The sequence below is a fragment of the Streptomyces sp. NPDC051576 genome, from assembly GCF_040681835.1.
GTDB lineage: Bacteria > Actinomycetota > Actinomycetes > Streptomycetales > Streptomycetaceae > Streptomyces.
Genome location: NZ_JBFAZO010000009.1, coordinates 297,015 through 320,050 on the forward strand (window position 1 = coordinate 297,015; position 23,036 = coordinate 320,050).

The window sequence follows — 23,036 nt, forward strand, 5'->3', positions numbered from 1 at the left end:
GGTCACTTGGTGGCTCCCGAGGTCAGGCCGGCGATGAACTGCTTCTGCAGCGCGAGATATCCCGCGACCGGAATCACCGCCGCCAGGAGCATCACGCCGAACAACTGGGCGTAGTCGGTGGAGAACTGACCGACCGACAGATACAGCCCTGTGGTGATCGTCTGGCCGTGCAGCGGGCCGAGGATGAACTGCGGATTCATGAAGTCGTTCCAGATCCACAGCGACAGGAAGATCGTGACGGTCGCGGTGGCCGGACGCAGCAGCGGCATGACGATCGTCCGCCAGACCCGCAGGCTCCCGGCGCCGTCCACCGTCGCCGCCTCGATGATCTCGCCCGGGATCGACCGCAGGAACCCGGAGTAGACGAACACCGCGAACGACAGATAGCCGCCGCCGACGTTGGCCAGGACCAGCCCCGGATAGGTGTGGTCCAGGTGCAGGAAGGTCAGGATGCGGATCGTGGGCAGGAGGATCACCGCGGGCGGGATCATCAGTCCGGCGGCGAAGCCCGCCAGGACGATCCTGCGCAGCCGGGCCGAGCGGCGCGACAGCCAGAAGCTCAGGGCCGCGCCCAGCGGGATGATCAGCAGCACCGAAACGACCACGGTGACCGCGGAGTTGGTCAGCCCGATCTGGACGATCCGGTCGGGCCGGGCGAGGGCGTCGGTCAGGTTGTGGGTGGTCGGCGGGGCCGGGGGAGCGGCCGGGTCGCGGACGATCTGGTCCTGCGTCTTGAAGGCGTTGACGAGCGTGAGATAGACGGGGCTGACGAAGGCCAGCGTGAGCAGCGCGGCCGCCGTGAGGTGGCCCCGGGAGGTCCAGGCCCGGCGATTCCCGCGCGGCGCCGGTACGGACGGAGGTGTCGCCGTTCGCCCTCGTTCCAGGGGCCGTTGCGAGGTCGACGTGCTCACAGGTCCACCTCCCGGCGGCGCAGCAGGGCGGTCACGGACAGCGCGATAACGATCGAGACGACGAGCAGAAGCATCGCCACCGCCGAGGCATAGCCGTACCGGTCGTCCGTGAAGGCGAGCTGGATGATGTAAAGGGCGGTGGACTGGGTGGAGTTGGCCGGGCCGCCGGAGGTGAGCACCGCGATGATGTCGTACAGCTTCAGCATCGTGATCAGCGAGATGGTGACGCTGATGGTGGTGCCCGGGGCCAGCATCGGGAACGTGATCCGGCGGAACCGCTGCCACCGGCCCGCTCCGTCGACCATCGCGGCTTGGTACAACTCGACGGGGATCGACTGGAGCGCGGCGAGATGGACGACGGTGGTGAACCCCGTCAGCACCCAGGCCGCGACGATCCCCACGGACAGGACGGCCAGGTGCGGACTGCCCAGCCAGGTGATGGGCCTGTCGATGATCCCCAGTGAGACGAGGACGTTGTCGAGGATGCCGTCCCGGGCCAGGATGTAGCGCCAGACATAGCCGACGATGACACCTGACAGCACCTGCGGCAGGAACGCGACGGTGCGCATCGTCCGGAAGCTCAGCGACGTCCTGTTGAGCAGCATCGCGAACCCGATACCGGCGGCGTTGGCGGCGATCGTCACCGTACCGGCCAGCAGGAGCGTGAAGCCGAGGCTGTCGGCCAGGGCGCTGTCGTGCGCCATCTCCCGGTAGTTGGAGAGGCCGACGAAGTCGGCGCGTGCCAGCAGCGGGTTCTCGTCGGTGAGGCTCTTCCAGGCGCTCATGATCACGGGTACGACGACGAACAGGACGTACAGGCCGAGTGCGACGAGCGCGATCGTGCCCAGGGCGGGGTCACTGCGGCGTCGGCGGACGCGGTTGGTCAGGGCTGGGGAGGTCATGGCTGTTCCCTCGGAGGAGATCTGCGGCACCGGTACGGCGGGGACCGGTGAGGTGGCCTACTTGGTCGCCGAGTCCCAGGCGGCGTCGAGCTTGGCCAGTTGCCCGTCGACGTCGTCGGAAGAGAACAGCGCCTGACTGGCCGCGTAGAAGGCGTTGTTGAGGCCCGACGGCATCGAGTCGTCGTTGGTCGCCCAGCCGAACGACGAGACCTTCGTGTTCTGCTGAGTGACGTAGGAGTAGGAGTCCTTGAACACCTTCGTGACGTGCACGCCGTAGTCGTCCAGGTTCTTGCCCTTGAGCATGGGGAACGCGCCGTCGCCCTCGATCAGGGCCTTGTAGTTGGCCGGGGCCAGCGACCAGGCCTGGGCGAACGCGGTTGCTTTGGCCGGGTCCTTCGTCTTGGCGCTGACGGCCATGGAGCCGCCCACCGAGAACGGCACCACGAGCGATCCGTCGTCGGTCGGGGTGAGGAAGGCGCCGAAGTCGTCGGCGTGGTCCTTGGGCACCGCGCCGAGGAACCAACTGCCCATGATGTACATCGCGGCCTTGCCGGACGTGAAGTTCGTGATCGAGTCGGCGTACTTGACGCCCAGCGCGCCGTCCTCGAAGTAGCCGTTCTTCACCATCGTCCGGTACTTGCCCACGGCCGCCTTCACGTCGGGATCGGTGAACTTGACCTTGCCCGCGTAGCGTTCCTTCAGCCAGTTCGGGTTCTTGCCCAGCACGTCGGCGGAGAGGACACCGACCAGCGGCATCGACGCCGAGAACGGGTCGCCGCCGCCCAACTCGACCGGGGTGACACCGGCGGCCTTGAGCTTGGCGCACACGGCCATGAACTCGGCCCACGTCTTCGGCGGCGCCGAGATGTGGGCCTTGGCGAACAGCTTCTTGTTGTAGAAGACCTCGGGGATGATCTGCGAGTTGGTCGGCGGGATGTAGACCTTGCCCTTGTAGGCATTGCCCAGCGGCAGCAGGAAGTTGGCGTCCACCCACTTCTGGTCGTACGGCTTGAGCAGCCCGGCCGTCGCGAACGTCGACGGGGTGATCGACTGGAGCAGGTCAGGGAACTGCCCGGAGGCCTGCAACTGCTTGGCGTACGCGTCCCGGTCGGTGCTCGGCGCGACGATCTTCTTCACCGTGACGCCCGGGACCTTCTGCTCCGCGCCGGCGATCGAGGTGTCCCAGAACTTCGCGGTGAGGCTGGGGGTTTCGAAGGTGAGATAGGTCAGGGTGCTGTCACCCTTCCCGGTCCCGCCCCCGGTCGACGCGGCGGAGCAACCGGTGAGGGCGAGTGCCGCGGCGAGGCAGACAACGGTCGGACGTTTGCGCCTCATGGAAGTCTCCTGGAAGGACGGTGCGGCCCGACGGATGGGGGTGGACCCGACTGGATCGACACCGCGTCACCCTTCGAGATAACGTTATCCCGAGGATAGGAGCGCGTTGCGGGAATGTGTCAAGGGCCGGTCTGATATCGGTCCGATGTTTCGAGGAGGAGCTGCCGGATGACGCAAGCACGGCGTGACAGTGGGGGACGGCCCAGGCGCCCGACGATGGTCGACGTCGCGCGCGAGGCCGGGGTGGCCCTGCGCACCGTGTCCCGGGTGGTCAACAACGACCCCACGGTGGGGCCGGAGTACGCCGTCAGGGTCGAGGCCGCGATCGCCGCGCTCAACTACCGCCCGGACGACCGCGCCCGCCAACTGCGCACCGGCGTCACCGGAACGATCGGCGCGGCCGTCCGCCGGATCGCCGAGGTCAATCCCGAACTGGCCGCCATCGAACGGACGGCCAGGGACGCGGGGTTGACCCTCTTCGCCGCCTCCACCGACTTCGACGAGACCAGGGAGCGCGACATCCTGGTCTCCATGTGCCGGCAGCGTCTCGACGGCATCATCGTCGAGCCGTTCGGCGAGAACCACGCCTACCTCCAGCCCGAACTGGACGCGGGCGTACCGCTGGTGGCCATGGACCGCCCGATGAGCGGGGTCTCCGTGGACTGCGTCATGTCCGACAACGCCTCCGGCATCGGCATGGCCTTCCACCACCTCCACCGCCACGGTCACCGCCGCATCGCCTACATCGGCGACAGCGAACGCGTCTTCTCCGGCCGGGAGCGCGCCGCGGCCTTCCGTGCGGCCCTGCGCGCCCACGGCGAAGGCGTTGAGGGCCTGGTGCACCCGGGCGAGATCACCGCCGAGCGCGTGGCCGCTGCGCTCGACACGGCGCTGCACGGCCCCGATCCGGCGACCGCCCTGGTCACCGGCAACATGGACACCACGCTCGCGGTCCTACGACACCTCGGACCTCAGGCGGCCTCCCGCCTGGCCCTCGTCGGCTTCGACGAAGTACCCCTGGCCGACCTCCTGCAGCCCGCCCTCACCGTCGTCGCCCAGCAGACCTCCGAGATCGGCCGGACGGCCGTCGAACTGCTCCGGGCCCGCATCGCCGACCCCGGCCGCGCGGTGCAGTCGGTGGTCGTCCCGGTCGCGCTGAAGGTCCGTGGCTCGGGCGAGGTGCCCGCCTGAGATCCGGCGATGGGGCGGTCATGCCCGGGATCGAGGAAGATAACGTTATTTGAAACGAGGTGGTGCGGGACCTGCACGCCGAGCGGTGAATGTGGCGCGACGGCTGCCACCGTGTGCGCTGACCGGCCGCTTCCCACACCATCATCTCGGGCTCTACGACGCCCCGTTGGGCCCCGCCTGCGACGTCTCGGCAGTCTCCGCGGGAGTCGGCGGCAGCCCGACCGGTGTCGGTTCCGGTCCGGGCTCCGTCTGGTGGCCGCCGCGCAGGGCCGAGGCGATCGCGGAGACCAGGGCCATGCCCGCGGCGACGCTGAAGACGATGGTCAGGCCGTGGTGGAACGGGCCGGAGACCAGCCGCGGGAAGAAGGTGTGGCCGGTCAGGACGGCGCGCTGGGCTGCGGTGACGTGGCCGAGGACCCCGTTGGACGAGAGCAGGTGCTGGATGGGGTTGTTGCCGAGGAACGTGGCGAACAGCGTGCTCACCGGCGGCAGCGACGCGGCCTGTCCGGCGGCGCCGGCCGGTACGCCGTGTGCCTGGAGCCCCTGGCTCAGCGTTCCGGGCAGTGAGGACGCGAGCCCGGACACCATCAGGGAGAAGAACACGCCGATGGACAGGGCGGTGCCCGAGTTCTGGAAGGTGGAGCGCATGCCCGAGGCGACACCCCGGTACTCGCTGGGCACGCTGCCCATGATGGAGGACGTGTTCGGCGCGGAGAACATGCCCTGGCCCAGCCCGTTGAGCAGCAGGAGCGCCGCGAACATGCCGTAGTCGAAGTCGATGGGCAGCGCGAGCAGGCCGAGGAAGGACAGCGCCACGACGATCAGCCCGACCGTCGAGAACATGCGCGCGCCGAACCGGTCCGACAGATAGCCGGACACGGGCCCGGCGATGAGGAAGCCGACGGTCAGCGGGAGCATGAAGATGCCGGCCCACAGCGGGGTGTCCTCGTAGTCGTAACCGTGCAACGGCAGCCAGATGCCCTGCAGCCAGATGATCAGCATGAACTGCAGCCCGCCCCGCGCGATCGCCGTCAGCAGGGCAGCCAGGTTGCCCGCGGCGAATGCGCGCACCTTGAACAGGGCGAGGTTGAACATCGGTTCGGCGATGTGCGTCTCGATCCAGCAGAAGAGCAGCAGCAGGACGGCGCCGCCGATCAGACCGCTGAGCACCCACGGGTTTCCCCAGCCGGTGGCGCTGCCGCCGTAGGGCTGGATGCCGTAGGTGATGCCCGCGAGGAGGATTCCGGCGCCGGCCGCGAAGGTGAGGTTGCCCAGCCAGTCGATGCGGCCGGGGCGGCCCGCCGAGGTCTCGCGCAGGCTCAGGTACGACCAGATGGTGCCGGTGATGCTGATCGGCACGCTCACCCAGAACACCGCGCGCCAGTCGACGACGGCCAGCAGACCACCGGCGAGCAGCCCGAGGAACTGGCCGGCGAGAGCGGTGATCTGGTTGACGCCGAGCGCCATCCCGCGCTGCCGGGCGGGGAAGGCGTCGGTGAGGATCGCGGCCGAGTTGGCGGTGAGCATGGAGCCGCCGAAGGCCTGCACGATGCGCCAGAGGATCAGCCACATGGCGCCCGCTCCCGCACGGAACGGATCGAGGGACAGTGCGACGGACGCACACGCGAAGATCAGGAAGCCGAGGTTGTAGATCTTCACCCGGCCGAACATGTCCCCGAGCCGGCCGAGCACGACGACGAGTACGGCCGAGACCAGCAGATAGCCCAGGATCATCCAGAGCAGATAGCCGATGTTGCCCGGCGCCAGCGGATCGAGGCCGATACCGCGGAAGATCGCGGGCAGCGAGATGATCACGATGGAGGCGTCCATCGTGGCGATCAGCACGCCGAGTGTGGTGTTCGACAGCGCGACCCACTTGTAGTTGGGCCCGACCGGGGTGTCCTTACGACGTCCCGAGCGCACGGCGCCGAGCAGGGACGACCTGCCGCGGCCGGTGCTGTTCCCGTCGTCGGGTATGTGTGCGCGCTCGGTCACAGTCGCTCCGCCAGTCGGTCGAGGAGGGGAAGGGCCGACGCGAGGGTCGCGCGCTCCTGCGCGGTGAACTCGTCCAGGACGGCACCGAGGCGGTGGACCGACTCGGAGCGCCGCTCGGCCAGCATGGCGCGGCCCTCGTCCGTGATCGCCACGATGCTCCGCCGCCGGTCCGCGGCGTCGGGGCTGCGGCCGACGAGCCCGCGCTGTTCGAGCAGGGCGAGCGTGCTGGCCATAGCCTGCGGTCGCACCCGCTCCATCTCGGCGAGGGCGGTCGGTGATTCGGATCCGTCGCGGGCGAGCCGGGCCAGCACCGAGACTCCGGAGAGCGATACGTCCCCCACGGCGTGTGCCTGACGCAGGCGCCGTGTCACACGGCCCACCGCGAGTCGTAGATCGGACGCGAGCTGAGCGGAGTCGTTCTTCACGGTTACTGACACTAGATTTAGCAGCCTGGACTGCTCAACCAATTGTTAGTAAATGGCGAAGCCCGTGGTCCGTGGTTCGTAGACTGACCACACGTTCGGGCACAGGGAGGTGCGGTGCGTCCTGAAGGTCTGTTCGTCGGTCTGTGCACCCTGGACGTCATCCAGCTCGTGGACCACGCGCCGGCCTCCAACGAGAAGCTCACGGCCCAGCGTCAGGTGGTCGCCGCCGGCGGCCCGGCGACGAACGCGGCCGTGGCGTTCAGCCACCTCGGTGGCGCGCCGACGCTGCTGACCGCAATCGGCGCCCATCCGTTGGGAGTCGGGGTGGCGGCCGACCTGCACGCGCTGGGCGTCACCGTGTCCGACCTGGCAGCCGACTCACCGGACCCGCCCACGGTGTCCTCGGTCCTGGTGACCGCGTCCAGCGGCGAACGCGCCGTCGCCTCGACCAACGCGACGGGACACCGACTGGCCCCGCCCGATGATCTCGAAGCACTGGTGGCGGCCTGCGACATCGTCGAATTCGACGGCCACCACATGGAACTGGCCGTCGCAACGGCCCGCTCCGCACGCGCCGCGGGCCGTACGACCCTTCTGGACGGCGGCAGTTGGAAGACAGGCACGCAGGACCTGTTGCCGTTCATCGACATCGCCGTCTGCTCGGCCGACTTCCACCCACCGGGCGGGACCACACCCACGGACACCTTGCGATACCTCAGGGAGCACGGAGTCACCTGGTCGGCGGTGAGCGGGGGAGCGGACCCCGTCATGTGGACGACCCCGGACGGAGAAGGCACGGTGGACGTGCCCGCGGTCCAGGTGGCGGACACCCTCGGCGCGGGCGACGTCCTGCACGGAGCCCTCGCCCACCACCTCGCGCTACGGGACGGCCGCCCGACCACGGAGAGCTTCGTCGAGGCGTTGCGTGAGGCGGCGACGGTGGCCTCACGGGCGTGTGGGTCGTTCGGGACGAGGGAGTGGATGCGGAGGGGGTGAACGCACTCGGCTCGTCCACGGCTGAGAAGATCACCAGGAACGTACGAGTCGCAGGACCGTACGGACCAAGGGGGAAACATGATCGTTGTGCTGCTGCTCGGCGTCTTGGCGCTCCTCATCGGCGGGTGCGCGTGTGTGGTGTGGGCCGAGCGTGGCGGACCTCGCTGGGCCCGTGTCGTGGCGACCATCACGCTCACCGCGAGCGAACTGCTGCGCAGCTCCGAGAAGAAGCGGCGCCGGGGACCGAACCGGAGCGACGCGGGCGACGACTAGCCTCGTCAGGTGGCGAGAAACGGTCATAGGACTCGCCGGTACTGCACGTCCTTCCGCACCCCGACCTCCCTAGACTGAGCCGCCGTTGATGGTCACATCCGGTCGGTCTCGGGAGGACCGTATGCCTCGCACGCCGTCTCGACGTACTGCATTGCGCGGCCTGGTCGCGGGCTCGGCCGCCGTCGTCGCGTTTGATCCCTTCAGCCGTAGCTGGGCGGTGACCGGTGACGGTCGGACGCTCAGTGGCATCCCGCGTCTCGACGGGACGCTGCTTACCGACGACGCCTCGCTCGGCGCCGACGCCGACGACTTCGGGCACATCGTGCACCGTCGTCCGGCCGCCGTGCTGCGGCCCGGTTCCGTGCGGGACGTCGTCGCGATGGTGCGGTTCTGCAATGTGCACGGTCTGCGCGTGGCCCCGCGCGGACAGGGGCACGGTACGAACGGGCAGGCGCAGGTCGAGGGTGGTCTGGTCATCGAGACCGCGCCGCTCGACTCCATCGGCCCGGTGCGGGCGGGGAGTTCGCGCGTCACGGTCGGGGCCGGTGCGAAGTGGAGCGACGTCGCCAAGGGCACCCTTGCCCACGGTCTGACGCCGCCCGTCTTCACCGACTACCTCGAACTCTCCGTCGGCGGGACCCTGTCCGTCGGCGGTCTGGGCGGCCAGAGCCACCGGCACGGCGCGCAGGTCGACAACGTCCTGGGGCTCGAAGTCGTCACCGGGGCGGGTGAGTTGCTCCGTTGCTCGCCGACCCGCCACCGTGACCTCTTCCATGCCGTGCTCGCGGGTCTCGGGCAGTGCGCCGTGATCGTCGGCGCCACCCTGCGCCTGATGCGAGCCCCGGAGACCGTACGGCACTACCTCCTGCCGTACGACGACCTGGAGACCTTCCTCGACGACCAGCGTCTCCTCGTCACCGAGCGGCGCTTCGCGTACGTCGAGGGTCAGGTGAGCGCCGACACCTCGGGCGCCTTCGACCAGTTCGCGATCGAGGCCGTCGCCTACGGGCCGCCCGTGGGGGACACCCCCGACGACACCGCCCTCCTGCGGGGGCTGCGGCACGTTCCGTCAGGCGTCCAGATCACCGATCTCGCCTACTACGACTTCCTCGACCGGCTCGCCCCCTCCGTCGCCGCCCTGAAGGAAGCCGGTCTGTGGAGCTACGCGCACCCCTGGCTCAACCTGCTGCTGCCCGGCCGTAGCGCCGCCGACGTCACCGCGACCCTGCTGGACGCACTCACCCCGGCCGACCTGGGACCCGGCATCGTCCTCCTGTACCCCCTGCTGCGCGACCGCCTCCACACCCCCCTGCCGCGCATGCCCGACGACCCGGTGCCCTACCTGTTCGCGGTCCTGCGCACCACACCGCCCGAGGACACGGCCACGGTACGACGGCTGCTGGACGCCAACCGGGCCGCGTACGACACGGTCGAGGCGGCCGGCGGTACGCAGTACCCGGTGGGCTCGATCCCCTTCCAACAGGCCGACTGGAGACGGCACTTCGGGCCGTACTGGAGCCGGTTCGCGGAGGCCAGGAGGACGTACGACCCGAAGGGGATCCTGACACCGGGTCAGGGCATCTTCTGATCGCCGCCGCTCCGGTCCGCCAGCGCGTCGCGCAGCGCCGCACGGGAGGCCACGCCCAGTTTGGGGAAGAGCTGGCGCAGGTGGGCGGCGACGGTTCGGGGGGAGAGGAAGAGGCGCTCGGCGATCTGCTTGTTGGTGAGGCCGGCCGCCGCGAGGAGGGCGATCTCGCGTTGTTGTGGTGTGAGGGACGCCGGTCCGGTGATTCCGGCGGCTGTGACGGACAGGCCGGTCGCGCGCAGTTCGTTGCCCGCCCGGGCCGTCCAGGGGTGGGCGCCGAGCCGTTCGAAGGTGTCGATCGCGTCGGCGAGACGGGTGCGCGCCCGAGCAGTGGACTTCACCCGTCGCAGGCGTTCGCCGTAGGCGAGTGAGACCCGGGCCAGTTCGAAGGGCCAGCGGTCGGTGCCGGGTACGGCGAGCGCCTCCTCGAACAGGCCGAGCGCCTCGTGGTCGTCGGCCGCGATCGCCGCCGACGCCTTCACGAGCAGGGCGAGTCGGGGCGAGATCGCGGCGATGCCGGCCTCGCGCGCCGCCGTGACATGGGCCGACGCCTCCGTGATCCGGCCCGTTCGGACCGCCGCCTCGACGAGATCCATGACGACGAACAGAGCCGGGGGAACGTGCGAGGCCAGCTCACCCGGGCGGCTGATGGCACAGGCGTGCCGGTACGCGTCCTCGAAGCGGCCCCGGCCCAGCGCGGCGAGCGCCCTCGCGTGCGAGGCGCACGACAGATAGGAGCCCACCCCGCGCGGTGTCGCCCACAGGGTCATCTCGTCGGTCAGCGCCCGGGTGGCGGCCTCGTCGCCGCGGGCGGCGGCGACCAGAGCCCGCTGGTAGAGGAACTCCGTCGACAGCAGTTGGTAGTCGTGGGCCTCGCCCAGGTCCCGGCCCTGCGCGGCCTGCGCCTCCAGCTCGTCCCACTCGCCTGCCGCGAAATGGTCTCTGCCCAGGTACACCAGTCCCTGGATCTCCACGGTGAGCGAGCTGTGGTCCCGCCCGTCGCGGAGCACGCGCCGCAACGCCGTCCTGCACGCCGGGAGCCGGTCCACGTAGAGGGAGGTCATCGCGATCCGGATGATCCGGACCGGGTCGGCCTCCTGGTCGAGGGTGGCGATGAGCGCGTCGAGCCTCCCGAGCGCGGGCGCTGCCGTGCGCGCAGGATCGGCCATCGTGCCGACGGTCAGGGCGAGTTGGTCCGGGACCTCCGGTTTCAGCAGGCCGAGCGCCCGGTGCAGCGGCTTCCACAGCTCGGCGCGCTGACTGCTCTGGCACAGCCAGGCGAGTGTGTAGAGCGCGTCGATCATCGTCGCGTCGGTGGCGTCGTACGGCTGGTGCTGCATCTCGATCGCGCCGACCAGCAGCCGGTGGGCGGTGTCGAGGTCGCCCTCACCGCTGAGGAGGATGTGGTGGGCCGCCGCGACGGCGGCGACCAGCGGCCCGGCCCGTCCCCCGTCGGCGAGGCGGGCCTCTTCGAGCAGCCGGGGCACATCACGCAGATCACCGGTCAGATCCGCTCCGAGATAGGCCGCCTCGGCGATCCGGCGGCTGCGCTCGTAGCCGCGCGGACTCAGCTCCGCGGCCCGCAGCAGAGCGGCGATGGCACCGCCCGCGTCACCCCGCCGTACGGTGTCGCGCGCCACCTCCTCCAGGAGACCCGCCACGTCCTCGGTGGGCTCGACCGTGGCACGCGCGAGGTGCCAGGCGCGGCGCTCGGGCAGGTCCGCCCAGTGCTCCGCCAGGGCGCGATGCGCCTCGCGACGCCGGCCGCTGGTGGAGAGTTCCACGACGGCCGAGCGCGTGAGGGGGTGGCGGAACGTCAGCCGGCCGGTGGCCGCGTCCACCTGCACGAGACCCGCCCGCTCGGCGGACGCCAGGTCTTCCACGTCGGCGCGCCCGGAGTCGACCGACGCGAGGACACTCAGGTCACCGGTGCCGTCCAGGACCGCGTACAGGAGAAGCAGCCGGGTCGGGGCGGGCAGGGCCTCGACCCGGGACGCGAACACGGCCTGGAGCCGGCGGCCCAGCGGCAGCAGCTCGGGCACCGAGGCACCGGAACGCTGGGGGCCGCTGAGGGCGACGGGCAGTTCGAGCAGGGCCAGCGGGTTGCCCTGTGCCTCCGTCAGCAGCCGCTCGCGCACCCGTGGGGCCAGGGACGGGGAACGCTCCTGGATCAACGCCGCCGCGGCCGTCGTGTCGAGCGGCGGTACGTGGTGCCGGGGCACTCCGCCGCGTTCGAAGAAGCTGCCCTCCCCGGACCGGTAGGCGCCGAGGAACCCGACCCGGCTGCCGCCCAGTCGGCGGGCCACGAAGCCCAGGACCACGGCGCTGGCACGGTCCAGCCAGGGAAGGTCGTCGACGATCACCAGCAACGGACGCTCCACGGCGGCCTGCACGAGCAGCGTCAGCACCGCGTTCGACACCAGGAGCTGATCGGACGGCGCGCCCCGGTCCAGCCCCAGGGCGACGCCCAAAGCGGTGCGGTACGGGTCGGCCAACCGGTCGAGGTCGACCAGTAGCGGCTGAAGGACCTGGTGGAGTCCCGCGAAGCTGATGGTGCTCTCGAACTCCACGCCCGCGGCCCGTACGACCCGCGTGCCCGCGCCCTGAGCCCGCCCGGCCGCGCTGTCCAGCAGCACCGTCTTGCCCACGCCCGCGTCGCCCGACAGCAGCAGCGCCCCGCCGGAGACCGCGGCCTCGTCGACGAATCCCCGGATCACCCCGAGGTCGTGATCGCGCCCGATCAGCAGGTCGGCCGGACCCGACGGCGCGGGACCGTCCCCCTCCATGTACCTCACCCCTTCCGACCTCGGAACCCTACGCCCGGCCTCCACCGTCAGCGCATGAACAAGCCGCCGTTGACGTCCAGTGTGGCGCCGGTGATGTACCCGGTGTCCTCTGCCGACAGATGCCCCACCAGCGCGGCCACCTCCTCGGGCCGCCCGAACCGGCCCACGGGAATGCGCTCGGCGGTACGCCGCAGTGCCTCGGCGGGGAGATCGTCCATCACGGGTGTCCGTACGGCCGCCGGAGCGACGGCGTTGACGGTCACACCGTGGGGAGCGAGTTCCTGCGCGAAGACCTTGGTCAGCACCAGCACCCCCGCCTTCGCCGCCGCGTAGTGGGGGCCGGTGACCAGCCCGCCCTGCTGCCCCGCCAACGATGCCAGGTTGATGACGCGCCCCCAGCCGCGCTCGCGCATCGCCGGTGCGCAGAGGCGGGTGAGCACCAGGACGCTGCGCAGATTCGTGGCCAAGAGGGCGTCCCACTCGTCGAGTTCGACGTCCCACACCGAACCGGCCGCCGTACGCGCCGCGTTGTTGACCAGAACATCGGGGCTGCCCCACGCCGAGGTCACCGCCCGCACCGCGCGCCGCGTCTCCTCGGGGTCGCCGACATCGGCACACACCGCCATGGCCGAATCCCCGCCGGGATCAAGCGACTTGGCCCGCGCGTGGGCACCGGTCCCGTCCCGGTCCAGCAGTGCGACCCGCAGTCCGCGTCGGTGCAGTTCCCCGGCGATCGCGGCACCGATACCTCGGGCCGCCCCGGTGACCAGAGCGACCTTGCGCTCGACTGCCGGACTGGCAGGGCCTGTTGACGACCGGGGTGCACTCATCGGGTCGGGCCTCCTTGGTTGCCGGGATCAGACGACGTCGGTGTGGGGCAGCGGTCGGCCGAGCAGGACGCGGCCGTAGAGCTCCTGGCTGGTCTCGACGCTCAGTGCCGCGTGGCGGGAGGCCGTCCCGATGTCGCGCCAGGCGCGTTGCAGCGGTGAGTCGTCGGAGAAGCTGCTCGCCCCGGCCGTGTCGAGTAGGAGGCTGACCGCCTCGCGTGCGCAGCGCATGGCATGGCCGCCGTCCATCCGCAGCCGGGCCCGGGATTCGAGATCGGGGCGCCGTCCGGCGCGGGCGGCTTCGTCGATCTCGTCGGCCGCGCGCCGCACATGCAGTGTGGCCGTGTCGATCAAGGTGGCGGCCTGCGCGACATTCAGTTGGTGGGGAGGTGCGTCCACCGTGTGGGAGTGGAGCGGGGAGACGGAGCGTTTTCCTCCCGCGAGCATCCGGACGACGTGTTCGAGCGCGCTACGGGCGATGCCGATACCGGTGCCGACCAGCGGCAGATTGATGGAGAGGGGGTAGACGACCCGCGCCTCGCCCGGATGGCGTCGGACGCCGGCCCCCTCGGCGATCTCGGCGAACGACACGAACCGTTCGTCCGGGACGAAGAGCTTCCGCGCGATCGCCGTCTGACTGCCGGTGCCCCGCATGCCGGCCATGTTCCAGGTGTCCGCCACCGTCAGCCCGGACGCGGGGACGAGGGCCAGCCCGCGCTCCGGCCGGCCGTGGTCCTCCCGCACGATGCCCAGCAGCACCCAGGCCGCAAGGTCGATGCCGGATATCCACGGCCACCGCCCGCCGAGTTCGAGGCCCCCGGGCACGGCCGTGACCGAACCGGAGGGGTTGGCGGCCCCGCACACGACGGCATCGGGATCCGACGACCAGATCGCACTGCGGACCGCGTCGGGCAGTTGCGCGGCGAAGAGGGCGCCTCCGTACGCGATGCCGACGAGCCATGAACTCGACGCGCACCCCGCGGCCAGCTCGGCACACACGTCGACGGCCGTGCGCACACCGGCGCCCCGGCCCCCGTAGGAGCGCGGTGTCCCGAGGGCGAAGAGCCCGGCTTCGCGGAGCGCCTTCACGCTCGGCTCCGCGGGCGTGCGCTGCCGCTCGGTGTGCTCGGCGTGGGCCGCGACGACCGACGCCACCTCCCGTGCCACCAGGGGGAGTTGGGCTTCGGAGGCAACATGCGGTGAGTCGCCCCGGCTGTTCCGGTGAGTCATCGGGGGGTGCCCTCTCTGCGGTCCGGTCCACGACGGGCAGCGCTGCTCCGGGCGGGATCAGGCCGTCGCGCAACACCGGCCACCCTACCTGGAGAAGATTCCTCCGGTTAAGCTGATGCGGGAGTCCGTACCGGGTGGGGGTTCCTGCCGTGTCCGCCGAACTGGTGGGCACTCAGGCCGAGTTGCTACCGGCACTCCAACGCAAGGGAAACGCTTGAAGATCGTCGTGGTGGGCGGCGGCGTCGCCGGCCTTGTCACCGCACTCAGCCTGCACGCCGCGGGAATGACCCCGCTCGTCCACGAGTCCGCCCGCGAACTGACGGCGCTCGGTGTCGGCTACGGGCCCTGGAGCGGCGGCTTGCCGGGCGCGCGACCGCCGTCCTCAACGGCAGGCACTCCTGGTCGGTCTCGCCTCCGGCTCCCTCGGGGACGGGGCTTCAGCACGCCTCCTCGCGCTGCCTCGCGGGAGCGGTGCGGCTGGACACGGTCTTGCCGCGGGCGGCGGCTCGGGCCGGGCCGTCGGGGAGGGTGAAGGCGAAGACGGAGGTCGCCGCGGCGAGGGCGGCCAGGGTCAGATAGGCGTGCTGGTAGGCGGTGACGGGGGGATTCGCCGCGGCTGTCGTGGGGGTGCTCAGGACGAGGGCCGTGGTCACCGCCGCCGGCGCGAACGCGCCCCCCGTCTGCCGTACCACCGTGTTGAGTGTGGAGGCCTGGGACAGGTCCTTCCGGGAGAGTGTCGCCAGTGAGGCCACCGTCGTCGGCATGAAGACCCCGCCCATTCCGATGCCGAGCAGGAACATGTAAGCCCGGAAGGTCCACAGGCCGGTGTCCTGGTCGCAGGTGGCGAAGAGCAGCAGGACCGCGCTCACCATGGCCAGGCCGGAACCGATGATGATCCGGGGGCCGACCCTGGAGTACAGGATCCCGGCGATCTGCACGGTCAGCAGGACGCCGAAGGCCTCGGGGAAGGTGCTGGTACCGGACTCCAGCGCGGAACGGCCCTGACCCTGCTGGAGAAAGAGCGGGCCGAGGTACATGGCGCCGAGGATCGGCACCAGGCCCACCAGGTTGATCAGGTTGGTGTCCCGGAAGAGCCGGTCCGCGAACAGACGGAGCCTCAACAGCGGCTCGGCGGTGCGCAGTTCGAAGAGAACGGTGGCGGTGAGCAGGACCGTGCCGACGGCGAGGGCGGTGACCACGGAGGGGGAGGACCAGCCGCGGTTGGGGCCCTCGCAGACACCGAACATCACACCGCCCAGGGCCGTCGCGCTCAGCAGCAGCCCGGTCAGGTCGAAACGGCCGGGCCGGTGGCCGCGGTGCTCGGCGAGGAACAACGCCCCGAACACGACGGCGGGCACGCCCAGCGGCAGGTTGACGTAGAACACCCAACGCCAGGACAGGTGGTCCACCAGCAGCCCGCCGAGGATCGGGGCGGCGGCCGGGGCTATCTGCTGCGGGATGATCATGTACCGCGATATCCGCACCTGCTCCCAGGAGTTGAAGGTGCCGAAGAGCAGCGAGGACGCGGCGGGGAAGAGCACTCCGGCGGACAGACCCTGCACCGCGCGGGCCGCGACGAGCTGACCGAGCCCGGCCGCCGCACCGCACAGCAGCGACGAGCCGAGGAACGCGGTCAGGGCGGCCAGCAGCACACGTTTGGCGCCGAACCGTTCGACCAGCCAGGCGGAGGCCGGGATGGCCATCGCCAGGCAGACCGGATAGACCACGACCACCCCGTCCAGCGCGGCCGTCGTCAGCCGGAACTGACGGGCGATGGAGGGGAGCGCCACGGTCGTGATCGCTCCGTCGACGATCGCGATGAACGTCACGCAGACACACATGACGGGGACGACCAGACGCTGACCGGGGCGCAGGCGTCGAGGAAGCCGGGGGAGTCGGTGAAGGACAGGAGGGACGAGGGAGCCGAGGGAAACGGGACGGCGTCGGAACAGCAGCACATGCTGAGCATACTCACTATGTGGGTGCTCATTGGTACCGGCCGGGGATCGTACAATCGGCTCTCACCGCGGAACGGGGAACGCCATGGCAGTGCACGGCAGCAGCGACATCCTGGTCGACGAGCTCTACGAGACGACGCATCAGCTACGGCAGTTCGTGGAGACCCGGCTGCGCGCGAACGGGGCCTCGGTCGCCCGGCTGCGCGCCCTGCGGATGCTCGCGCATGCCGAACAGCCCCTCCGGATGCGGGACTTGAGCGAGATGACCGGTGTCGCGGCGCGGACCACCACCAGCATCGTCGACAGCCTGGAACGTGACGGGCTGGTGGAGCGCCTACGTCATCCGCACGACCGGCGGGCGTTTCTGCTGCGCCTCACCGACAAGGGCCGGGAGTGCCATCGCGAGGCCGAGAAGGTCGACGGCCTCGCGCTCGCGGAGGCGACGGCCGAGCTGGGCACCGAGGACCGGACACAGTTGCGGACCCTGCTCGCCCGCATCCGGAAGGCGACCTCATGAAGCGGCGTGCAGAGGGCCTGCTACACCGGCGTATGGCCCTCAAGGTAGGCACGCACGGGGGCCGGTAGTCCGCTGGCGATGGCTTCGGCGAACGGTGCCCAGCGGAGTTGCCCGGCCGTCAGCCGGGCCTCACCCGAGGGGTCCTCGCTCAGCAGGTGGCACACCACGGCCGGCGGCCCTTCCGCTTCCAGGAGGCTTGAGCCGTCCACGAGGTAGCCGGTGAGTTCGTACACCAGCCGGGCCGCGGTGGCCTGGGGCGTCTCGGCCTGGTCGGGGACACCGGACGGCAGGCTCCAGCCGCCCTGGACGTTCACCAGCAGCAGGTGTCCGTCGTTCACGACGACCGCGTCCACCGCGTCCTCGGCGGCCTGCTCCAACGTCATGTCCCAACCGTCCCTTCACACAAGGCGCGACCGTCCGTCCAGCCGCGTCCGACCACGTTCCCTACCCGGAACACATCGGTTCACGCGGTGCGAAGGCGGTCGGCAGAGCCACGACCGCCGTCGTCCCGATGCCCCGGGTCAGGACGGCCTGCCGCCGAACTGCCAGTTGTGCACCTCGATGTCGGCGTACCGGTCCTCGGTCAGGACGGCGCGCGCCGTCTCCTTGTCCGGTGCCCGGAGCAGTGCCGCGGTGCCCAGCCAGGCGGTGCCGTCGTCGGACAACAGCGGTCCGTAGGCGATCAGTTCGTCCCGGCCGGGTGGTACGGCGAGGTCGGCCGCGGGCTGCCGTCCGGCGCCGAGGCCGAGCACCAGATAGCGGTTGCCGCCGTCCCGGCCGCCGGCGAAGTCCCACATGGTGCGGCCCAGGGTGTTGCGCCAGCGTCGTATCAGTACGTCCCGGTAGACGCCGGCCTGGTAGGTCGGCTCGTCGAAGGCGAACGCGCGGGCGGCGGCAGCGTCGGCCAGGTCGAGGATGTGCACGCTTCCGGTGGGGGTGTCACCGTCGTCGGCCAGCGTCGGACCCCGGGCGATCATCTCCTTCGCGTACCGGTCCATGTAGGACCAGTGCTCCTCCAGCAACTCCTCGCGCAGGGCGAGGGAGCCGGGCCGGTCGCGGTGGTAGCAGAGGAACTCCATGACCGAAGGATCTCCTCGCGGAGGCGACCGGGTCGAGCGAGTATTCCGGGCTTGCGGCCCGACCCGGTCGTGCGGCTCAGGGGATCACGAGCCGGCACGTTCCGTTCCCGGCACACCGTCGACACCCTCGCGACAGGCCGTGAGGAACTCGACGAGCGCCGCGTTCACCTCGTCGGGGCGCTCCTGCTGGGTCCAGTGCCCGCAGCCGGACAGCTCGATCGGCTTGCGCCACAGGCCCGGCATCAAGTCGGGCAGTACGTCGATGAGTTCACGCGCGCCGGGGAAGGCGGGGACCAGGTCGCGGTCGCCGTACAGGTAGAGGGACGGCCGGGTGACGACGGCGTTGTCCCAGGCGGCGGTCAGGTCCCAGTTGCGGTCGAGGTTGCGGTACCAGTTCAGGGCGCCGGTGAAGCCCCCGGAGAAACTCTCGGTGAGCGCGTCCAGGTCGTCCTCGGTCAGCCACTCCGGCAGCACCTCGGGGTCCTCCATGAACGCGAGCCAGCCCCGCTCGGGGTCGACCAGCGGCTGCATGATCTCCCCGCTGGGAGAAGCGGCGGCGGAGGCGGAGTAGAGGAACTTGCGCAGCGTGGTGCGGGTGTCCCTGGCGAACTCGGCGTCGGCGACACCGGGCCGGTTGAAGTAGGTCCAGTAGAAGCGGTCCCCGAACCGCTCCTCCATCATCGCCAGCGGACGCTGCGGTCCCCGGAACGGCGGCGGCACGCTCAGCCCGGCCACCCCGAGCACCATGTCCGGCCGTAGCAGCGCGGTGTGCCACGCGACCGGCGCACCCCAGTCGTGCCCGACGACGTACGCCTTCTCCTCGCCCAACTCCTTGATCAGGCCCACCACATCGCCCACCAGGTGCAGGATGGTGTACGCGTCCACGTCGTCCGGATGGTCACTGCCGCCGTAGCCGCGCTGGTCGGGCGCCACCACCCGGAAGCCCGCGTCGGCCAACGGACCGAACTGGCGGTGCCAGGAGTGCCACGACTCGGGGAAGCCGTGCAGCAGCACCACCAGCGGGCCCTCGCCCTGCTCGGCGATGTGCAGCCGGACACCGTTCACGTCGACCATGCGATGCGCAACCATGAAACGGAGCGTACGTGCCGTGATCCACGCCCGGCAGGGCGGGTTTTGGACGCGAGGAGGACCGGTTCCCGACCCTCAGTCGCGCTGCCCCGAGCCCTCGTCGTCCTGCTCCTGATAGGAGTAGCGCTGCTCTTTCCAGGGATCGGCGATGTTGTGGTAGCCGCGCTCCTCCCAGAAACCGCGCCGGTCCTCGGTGAGGTACTCGATCGCGCGCAGCCACTTGGCGCTCTTGTAGCCGTACAGATGCGGCACGACCAGGCGGAGCGGGAAGCCGTGTTCGGCGGTGAGGGGTTCCCCGTCGTGGTGCGTGGCCAGCAGGGTCTGCGGGGCCGTGAAGTCGGCGAGGCGGAGATTGGCGGAGTAGCCGTACTCCGCCCAGGCCATCACGTGCGTGACCTCCGGCGAGGGCGGGGCGAAGTCCAGGATCGCGGTGGCGGGGATGCCGTACCACTCGTGGTCGGTGGAGGTCGGGCCGGACGCGCAGTGCAGGTCGGCGACGACCGTGAGGTGCGGCAGGGGCGCCAGTTCGTCGAACGTCCAGATGTGCTCGGCGCCGTCGGCGGTGGCTCCGTGCACCCGCAGGTTCCAGCGCTCGGGGCGGAAACGGGGGACGGGCCCGTAGTGCGAGACCGGCCAGCCGTGCACATGGCGCTGGCCGGGCGGGATACGACGGGACCCGTCGGAGGCGGCCTCGGCCGTGCCCTGTCGGTCGCTTGCCACGCGTGACGTCCCCTCTGCGCTGGTGACCTGGTTACGGCTGTCTTCCCGAGCAGCGTAGGCGCTCACACCCGGCGCGACCGAGGCCGGGTACAGGTGCGTGTTCGCGTGTGGCGACCTACGGGAATGTGACGACAGGGCCTAGTGCAGGTGGCCGTAGACCTCGGCGGTGGTGCCGGCCCGGGCCGAGGCGTCGACCGCCTCGGCCCGGGCTTTCGATGCCTCCTCGGGACGGCCGGCGGTTTTGAGAGCCAGGGCGAGATTGTTCAGAGTCTGGCCGGTCGCGTACCAATAGTCGTACTCCCGGCGGATTTTCACCGACTCGCGGTAAGTGGCGATGGCCTCGTCCACCCGCCCCACCGCGTGCAGGGCCCAGCCCAGACTGTTCAGTGAATCGCCGTGGAGGACCCGGTCGCCGGTCGCGCGGTGGATCTCGCAGGCTCGGGCGAAGGCGCCGATGGCCTCTTCCGTCCGGCCCGCGGTGTCCAGGGAGAGGCCGAGGTTGTGCCACGCGCGCCCTTCGAGATGCAGGTCGCCCGTGCTGCGGAAGCGGTCACGGGCTCGGACGTGGTTGGCTATGGCCTCCTCCAGCCGGCCCGTCCTCCGTAAGGCGAGTCCGAGGGTGTTCCAGACCATCCCCTCGCCGGTCAGATCGCCGAGGTCGTCGAAGAGGCCCGCGGCGCGCATCAGCGGTTCGATCGCCTCGTCGGCCCGCTCGGCCCGCAACAGCGCACCGCCGAGGTTGTTGCACACGGTCGCCTCGCTGTGCCGGTCCGCCAGGCGATGGGCGGCGTCCCGGGCGGCTCGGCCGACGGCGATCCCGTCGTCGAAGAATCGCCGCCAGCGCAGAAACTCGGCAACGCTCAGGGCCAGGCGGACGGAATCCCGCGCGAAGCGGTCGCCGGCCCACTGGGCCGCGGCGACCAGGTTGACGCGCTCCGCGTCGAACCAGGCCAATGCCTCCGCACGCCCCGCGAAGACCTCGGGTGCGGGTTCGCCCCGCGGAGACCGCAGTTGGCGGTCCGCGGCCTCCGCCAGACGGCTGAAGAAACTCAGCAGACGCTCACGCGCCAGTTCGCCCTCCTCCGCCGGCGCGGGGTCGTCGGCCGTCAGCGTCGCCGTGTAGCCGCGGACGAGATCGTGGATACGCCACCGCTCGGACATGCCCGTGGACGCCGGTAACCCGGTGATGAGGTGAGCGTGGGCCAGGTCGTCCAACAGGCGCAGCGCCAGGGCAGGGCTCAGGCCGGTCATGGCTGCCGCCGCGTCCGTGCTCATCTCGGTGCTGGGCGCCAGCGCCACGGCGCGCAGCATCCTCGCCTGGCCACTGCCCAGCCTGCCGAACGACACGTCGAACACCGGAGGCAGGGCCAGGGACCTGCTGTACTGGTCGACTCCCTCGCTGACCAGAGCGCGTGTCGTGTCGGTGGCCGTCCGTAACTCGTCCACCAGCGAGGCGATCGGGCGGCTCGGGTGGCGCCGCACCAGCATGGCGGCGGCGATCTGCAGCGCCAGTGGCAGATGGCCGCACAACCGGGCCAGGTCCCGCACGGATCCGGCCTCGTGCGCGGGCCGGTCGTCGTCGGGGTCACGCAGCCGCAGAGCGGTCGCGATCAGGGATACGGAGCTGTCCGGACTGAGGGCATCCAGGGCGACCTGCCGGGCGGGCAGGGAGTCGAGACGATCGCGGGTGGTGATCAAGACCCGGTGCCGATCGCTCCCGGGCAGCAACGGGGAGACCTGCTCCGGGGTCGAGGCATTGTCCAGCAGAAGCAGCACGGACTGATTCCGGTCGGCGAGACTGGCGAGGCGGCTGCGGTACAACGCGTACGGGTCGACGTCCTCGGTCGGGATCTGGACGTGCCCCACGCCGAGCGCGTGAAGGAGGGAAGTGACGGCCTGCTCTGCGGTCAACGGAGTGTCGTTGTAGCCGCCCAGGTCGATGAAGAGAGTGCCGCCCGGAAACCACTTCCGGGCGCAGGCAGTGTGCGCGGCATCCAGCGCGAGCGCGGTCTTGCCGATGCCCCCGAGCCCGGTCACGGCACAGATGACGGCCGACTTCGGGGTGGTTCCCCGGTCGGTGGGGCGCAGGACGTCCATCAGCTTGGCCAATTCGGTACGCCTGCCGGTGAAGCCCGCGGGAGCTGCGGGCAGGGCCGAGAGAGCGGTGAGCGGGGGGCAGCGGCACTGATTGATGACGACTTTTCCGGTGACCGGGCCTCGGAATTCGCTGCCCCGGAAGTCGACGTGATCGTGGTGCCCGTCTCCGTTCGGAGCCGCCTCTTCCACCCGTTGCCCCCGCGACTGTGCCCCGCTCGCCCTGCGTTGTGGGCATCCAAAGTAGGGCATCTTGCGCTGCCGGTGAATGCGATGAGGAGTTCTGTCGCGACCTCTCGGTTCATATGCGAGCTTCGACGATCGACCGGTCGCGGGTGACGCGTGAACGGCCCGCGCCGATCAATTCCGGACCATGACGGCCGTAGGTCAGACGGTCGCCAGGGACACCTCGGTCGACTTGATCAGCGCGACGACCGGCGAACCCGTCCGCAGACCCAGATCGCCGACCGCGTCCTTCGTGATCGCCGCGGTCAGCTCGCCCCCGTCGACCGTGACCTTGACGACGGCCATCGCCCCGCCGGTGGCGACATCACTGACCGTTCCGGGCAGTTGGTTCCGGATGGACAGCCCCGCCACGCGGCCGGTGGCTAGCGCGACCTCGGTGGACTTCATCATCGCGCGTACGGCCTTGCCCTCGGCGAGCCCCAGATCCTTCACCGCCTCCACCGTGATCGCCGCGGTGAGGTCCTGGCCGCCGTCGAGGCGCACCTTCACGGTCGCCATCACCGCGCCGGGAGTGACCGCGGTGACGGTGCCGGGAATCTGGTTGCGGATGCTCAAGCTCATGACGGAACGCCCTCACTGAGAAATAGTGCGGAATGCCGGATTTCTCACCGACTGTGAGTCCACAAGTTAGTCGCTTCGGCCACGCCCGTCACAGACCTCGTCGCATACGCCACCTGGGAGTTCGCCTACTCCTGGCACTTCGGAGGAATGCGCGGACGGAGACGTCGGGTGCCGGAGTGCGGCCCTGTCGGCGGGGCGATCCGCGCCTGCCGGAGCAATGCGGGAAACGGTCTCGCACATGCGAGGCGTTCGGTCCGCCTGCTCCCGTATCCGCGTTTCGGTCCGGCCGCCGTCCGGGTACGGTCGTGCGGGAGGT

General features: G+C 70.5%; 20 protein-coding genes. 5 read left to right on the forward strand and 15 right to left on the reverse strand.

Annotated elements, in window-relative coordinates:
* Nucleotides 1–2 precede the first annotated feature (2 nt).
* The 3 genes from AB0M63_RS28980 to AB0M63_RS28990 are packed head-to-tail and all read right to left on the reverse strand — an operon-like array spanning nt 3 to nt 3,148.
* Nucleotides 3–911: a carbohydrate ABC transporter permease gene (locus tag AB0M63_RS28980; protein WP_366021502.1), complete on the reverse strand. Its 909-nt coding sequence runs from the start codon at nt 909–911 to the stop codon at nt 3–5.
* Nucleotides 908–1,813, reverse strand: coding sequence for a sugar ABC transporter permease (locus AB0M63_RS28985; RefSeq protein WP_366021503.1), 906 nt, complete (start codon nt 1,811–1,813; stop codon nt 908–910). Before AB0M63_RS28985 ends, AB0M63_RS28980 begins: the two co-directional genes overlap by 4 nt.
* Nucleotides 1,814–1,870: 57 nt before the next feature.
* Nucleotides 1,871–3,148: an extracellular solute-binding protein gene (locus AB0M63_RS28990; RefSeq protein ID WP_366021504.1), complete on the reverse strand. Its 1,278-nt coding sequence runs from the start codon at nt 3,146–3,148 to the stop codon at nt 1,871–1,873.
* Nucleotides 3,149–3,316: 168 nt separating this feature from the next.
* On the opposite strand from AB0M63_RS28990, the gene AB0M63_RS28995 reads away from it, so the two are divergent.
* Nucleotides 3,317–4,339 carry a LacI family DNA-binding transcriptional regulator gene (locus tag AB0M63_RS28995; protein ID WP_366021505.1) on the forward strand — a complete coding sequence of 341 codons (1,023 nt, stop codon included), beginning with the start codon at nt 3,317–3,319 and terminating at the stop codon, nt 4,337–4,339.
* A gap of 153 nt (nt 4,340–4,492) precedes the next feature.
* Here AB0M63_RS28995 and AB0M63_RS29000 read toward each other — a convergent pair whose 3' ends face one another.
* Both AB0M63_RS29000 and AB0M63_RS29005 read right to left on the reverse strand, forming a co-directional pair.
* On the reverse strand, nt 4,493–6,262 hold the full coding sequence (locus tag AB0M63_RS29000; protein ID WP_366021589.1) for an MFS transporter: 1,770 nt from the start codon (nt 6,260–6,262) through the stop codon (nt 4,493–4,495).
* A gap of 68 nt (nt 6,263–6,330) precedes the next feature.
* Nucleotides 6,331–6,759, reverse strand: coding sequence for a MarR family transcriptional regulator (locus AB0M63_RS29005; protein ID WP_355924283.1), 429 nt, complete (start codon nt 6,757–6,759; stop codon nt 6,331–6,333).
* A gap of 114 nt (nt 6,760–6,873) precedes the next feature.
* Here AB0M63_RS29005 and AB0M63_RS29010 point away from each other — a divergent pair, with 114 nt between their 5' ends.
* The 3 genes from AB0M63_RS29010 to AB0M63_RS29020 all read left to right on the forward strand — a co-directional run bounded on the left by AB0M63_RS29010 (nt 6,874) and on the right by AB0M63_RS29020 (nt 9,616).
* Nucleotides 6,874–7,755, forward strand: coding sequence for a PfkB family carbohydrate kinase (locus AB0M63_RS29010; RefSeq protein WP_366021506.1), 882 nt, complete (start codon nt 6,874–6,876; stop codon nt 7,753–7,755).
* Between the two features lie 78 nt (nt 7,756–7,833).
* Nucleotides 7,834–8,028 carry a hypothetical protein gene (locus AB0M63_RS29015; RefSeq protein ID WP_355924279.1) on the forward strand — a complete coding sequence of 65 codons (195 nt, stop codon included), beginning with the start codon at nt 7,834–7,836 and terminating at the stop codon, nt 8,026–8,028.
* Between the two features lie 121 nt (nt 8,029–8,149).
* Nucleotides 8,150–9,616, forward strand: coding sequence for an FAD-binding protein (locus AB0M63_RS29020; RefSeq protein WP_366021507.1), 1,467 nt, complete (start codon nt 8,150–8,152; stop codon nt 9,614–9,616).
* On the opposite strand, the gene AB0M63_RS29025 is transcribed toward AB0M63_RS29020, so the two are convergent.
* The 4 genes from AB0M63_RS29025 to AB0M63_RS29040 form a co-directional block, all read right to left on the reverse strand.
* Nucleotides 9,601–12,399 carry an AAA family ATPase gene (locus tag AB0M63_RS29025; RefSeq protein WP_366021508.1) on the reverse strand — a complete coding sequence of 933 codons (2,799 nt, stop codon included), beginning with the start codon at nt 12,397–12,399 and terminating at the stop codon, nt 9,601–9,603. The genes AB0M63_RS29020 and AB0M63_RS29025 overlap by 16 nt on opposite strands.
* Nucleotides 12,400–12,446: 47 nt before the next feature.
* Entirely contained in the window at nt 12,447–13,229 is a 783-nt protein-coding gene (locus tag AB0M63_RS29030; protein ID WP_366021509.1) for an SDR family NAD(P)-dependent oxidoreductase, read from the reverse strand.
* Between the two features lie 27 nt (nt 13,230–13,256).
* Nucleotides 13,257–14,456, reverse strand: coding sequence for an acyl-CoA dehydrogenase family protein (locus tag AB0M63_RS29035; RefSeq protein ID WP_366021510.1), 1,200 nt, complete (start codon nt 14,454–14,456; stop codon nt 13,257–13,259).
* Between the two features lie 437 nt (nt 14,457–14,893).
* Nucleotides 14,894–16,297 (reverse strand): DHA2 family efflux MFS transporter permease subunit, encoded by a 1,404-nt coding sequence (locus AB0M63_RS29040; protein WP_366021511.1) that lies wholly within the window; start codon nt 16,295–16,297, stop codon nt 14,894–14,896.
* Between the two features lie 202 nt (nt 16,298–16,499).
* On the opposite strand from AB0M63_RS29040, the gene AB0M63_RS29045 reads away from it, so the two are divergent.
* The gene (locus AB0M63_RS29045) at nt 16,500–16,931 is read left to right on the forward strand and encodes a MarR family transcriptional regulator (RefSeq protein ID WP_355924268.1); all 432 of its coding nucleotides are present in this window, start codon (nt 16,500–16,502) and stop codon (nt 16,929–16,931) included.
* Nucleotides 16,932–16,951: 20 nt separating this feature from the next.
* On the opposite strand, the gene AB0M63_RS29050 is transcribed toward AB0M63_RS29045, so the two are convergent.
* From AB0M63_RS29050 to AB0M63_RS29075, 6 genes are all read right to left on the reverse strand, one after another.
* Nucleotides 16,952–17,314, reverse strand: a complete 363-nt coding sequence (locus tag AB0M63_RS29050; protein ID WP_355924266.1) for an NUDIX domain-containing protein — start codon at nt 17,312–17,314, stop codon at nt 16,952–16,954.
* A 138-nt stretch (nt 17,315–17,452) separates the two neighbouring features.
* On the reverse strand, nt 17,453–18,010 hold the full coding sequence (locus AB0M63_RS29055; RefSeq protein ID WP_366021512.1) for a YciI family protein: 558 nt from the start codon (nt 18,008–18,010) through the stop codon (nt 17,453–17,455).
* A gap of 84 nt (nt 18,011–18,094) precedes the next feature.
* Nucleotides 18,095–19,084: an alpha/beta hydrolase gene (locus tag AB0M63_RS29060; RefSeq protein WP_366021590.1), complete on the reverse strand. Its 990-nt coding sequence runs from the start codon at nt 19,082–19,084 to the stop codon at nt 18,095–18,097.
* 90 nt (nt 19,085–19,174) lie between these two features.
* The gene (locus tag AB0M63_RS29065) at nt 19,175–19,819 is read right to left on the reverse strand and encodes a molybdopterin-dependent oxidoreductase (RefSeq protein ID WP_366021513.1); all 645 of its coding nucleotides are present in this window, start codon (nt 19,817–19,819) and stop codon (nt 19,175–19,177) included.
* Nucleotides 19,820–19,957: 138 nt separating this feature from the next.
* On the reverse strand, nt 19,958–21,928 hold the full coding sequence (locus tag AB0M63_RS29070; protein WP_366021514.1) for a tetratricopeptide repeat protein: 1,971 nt from the start codon (nt 21,926–21,928) through the stop codon (nt 19,958–19,960).
* Between the two features lie 372 nt (nt 21,929–22,300).
* On the reverse strand, nt 22,301–22,720 hold the full coding sequence (locus AB0M63_RS29075; protein WP_355924258.1) for a TOBE domain-containing protein: 420 nt from the start codon (nt 22,718–22,720) through the stop codon (nt 22,301–22,303).
* Nucleotides 22,721–23,036 lie beyond the last annotated feature (316 nt).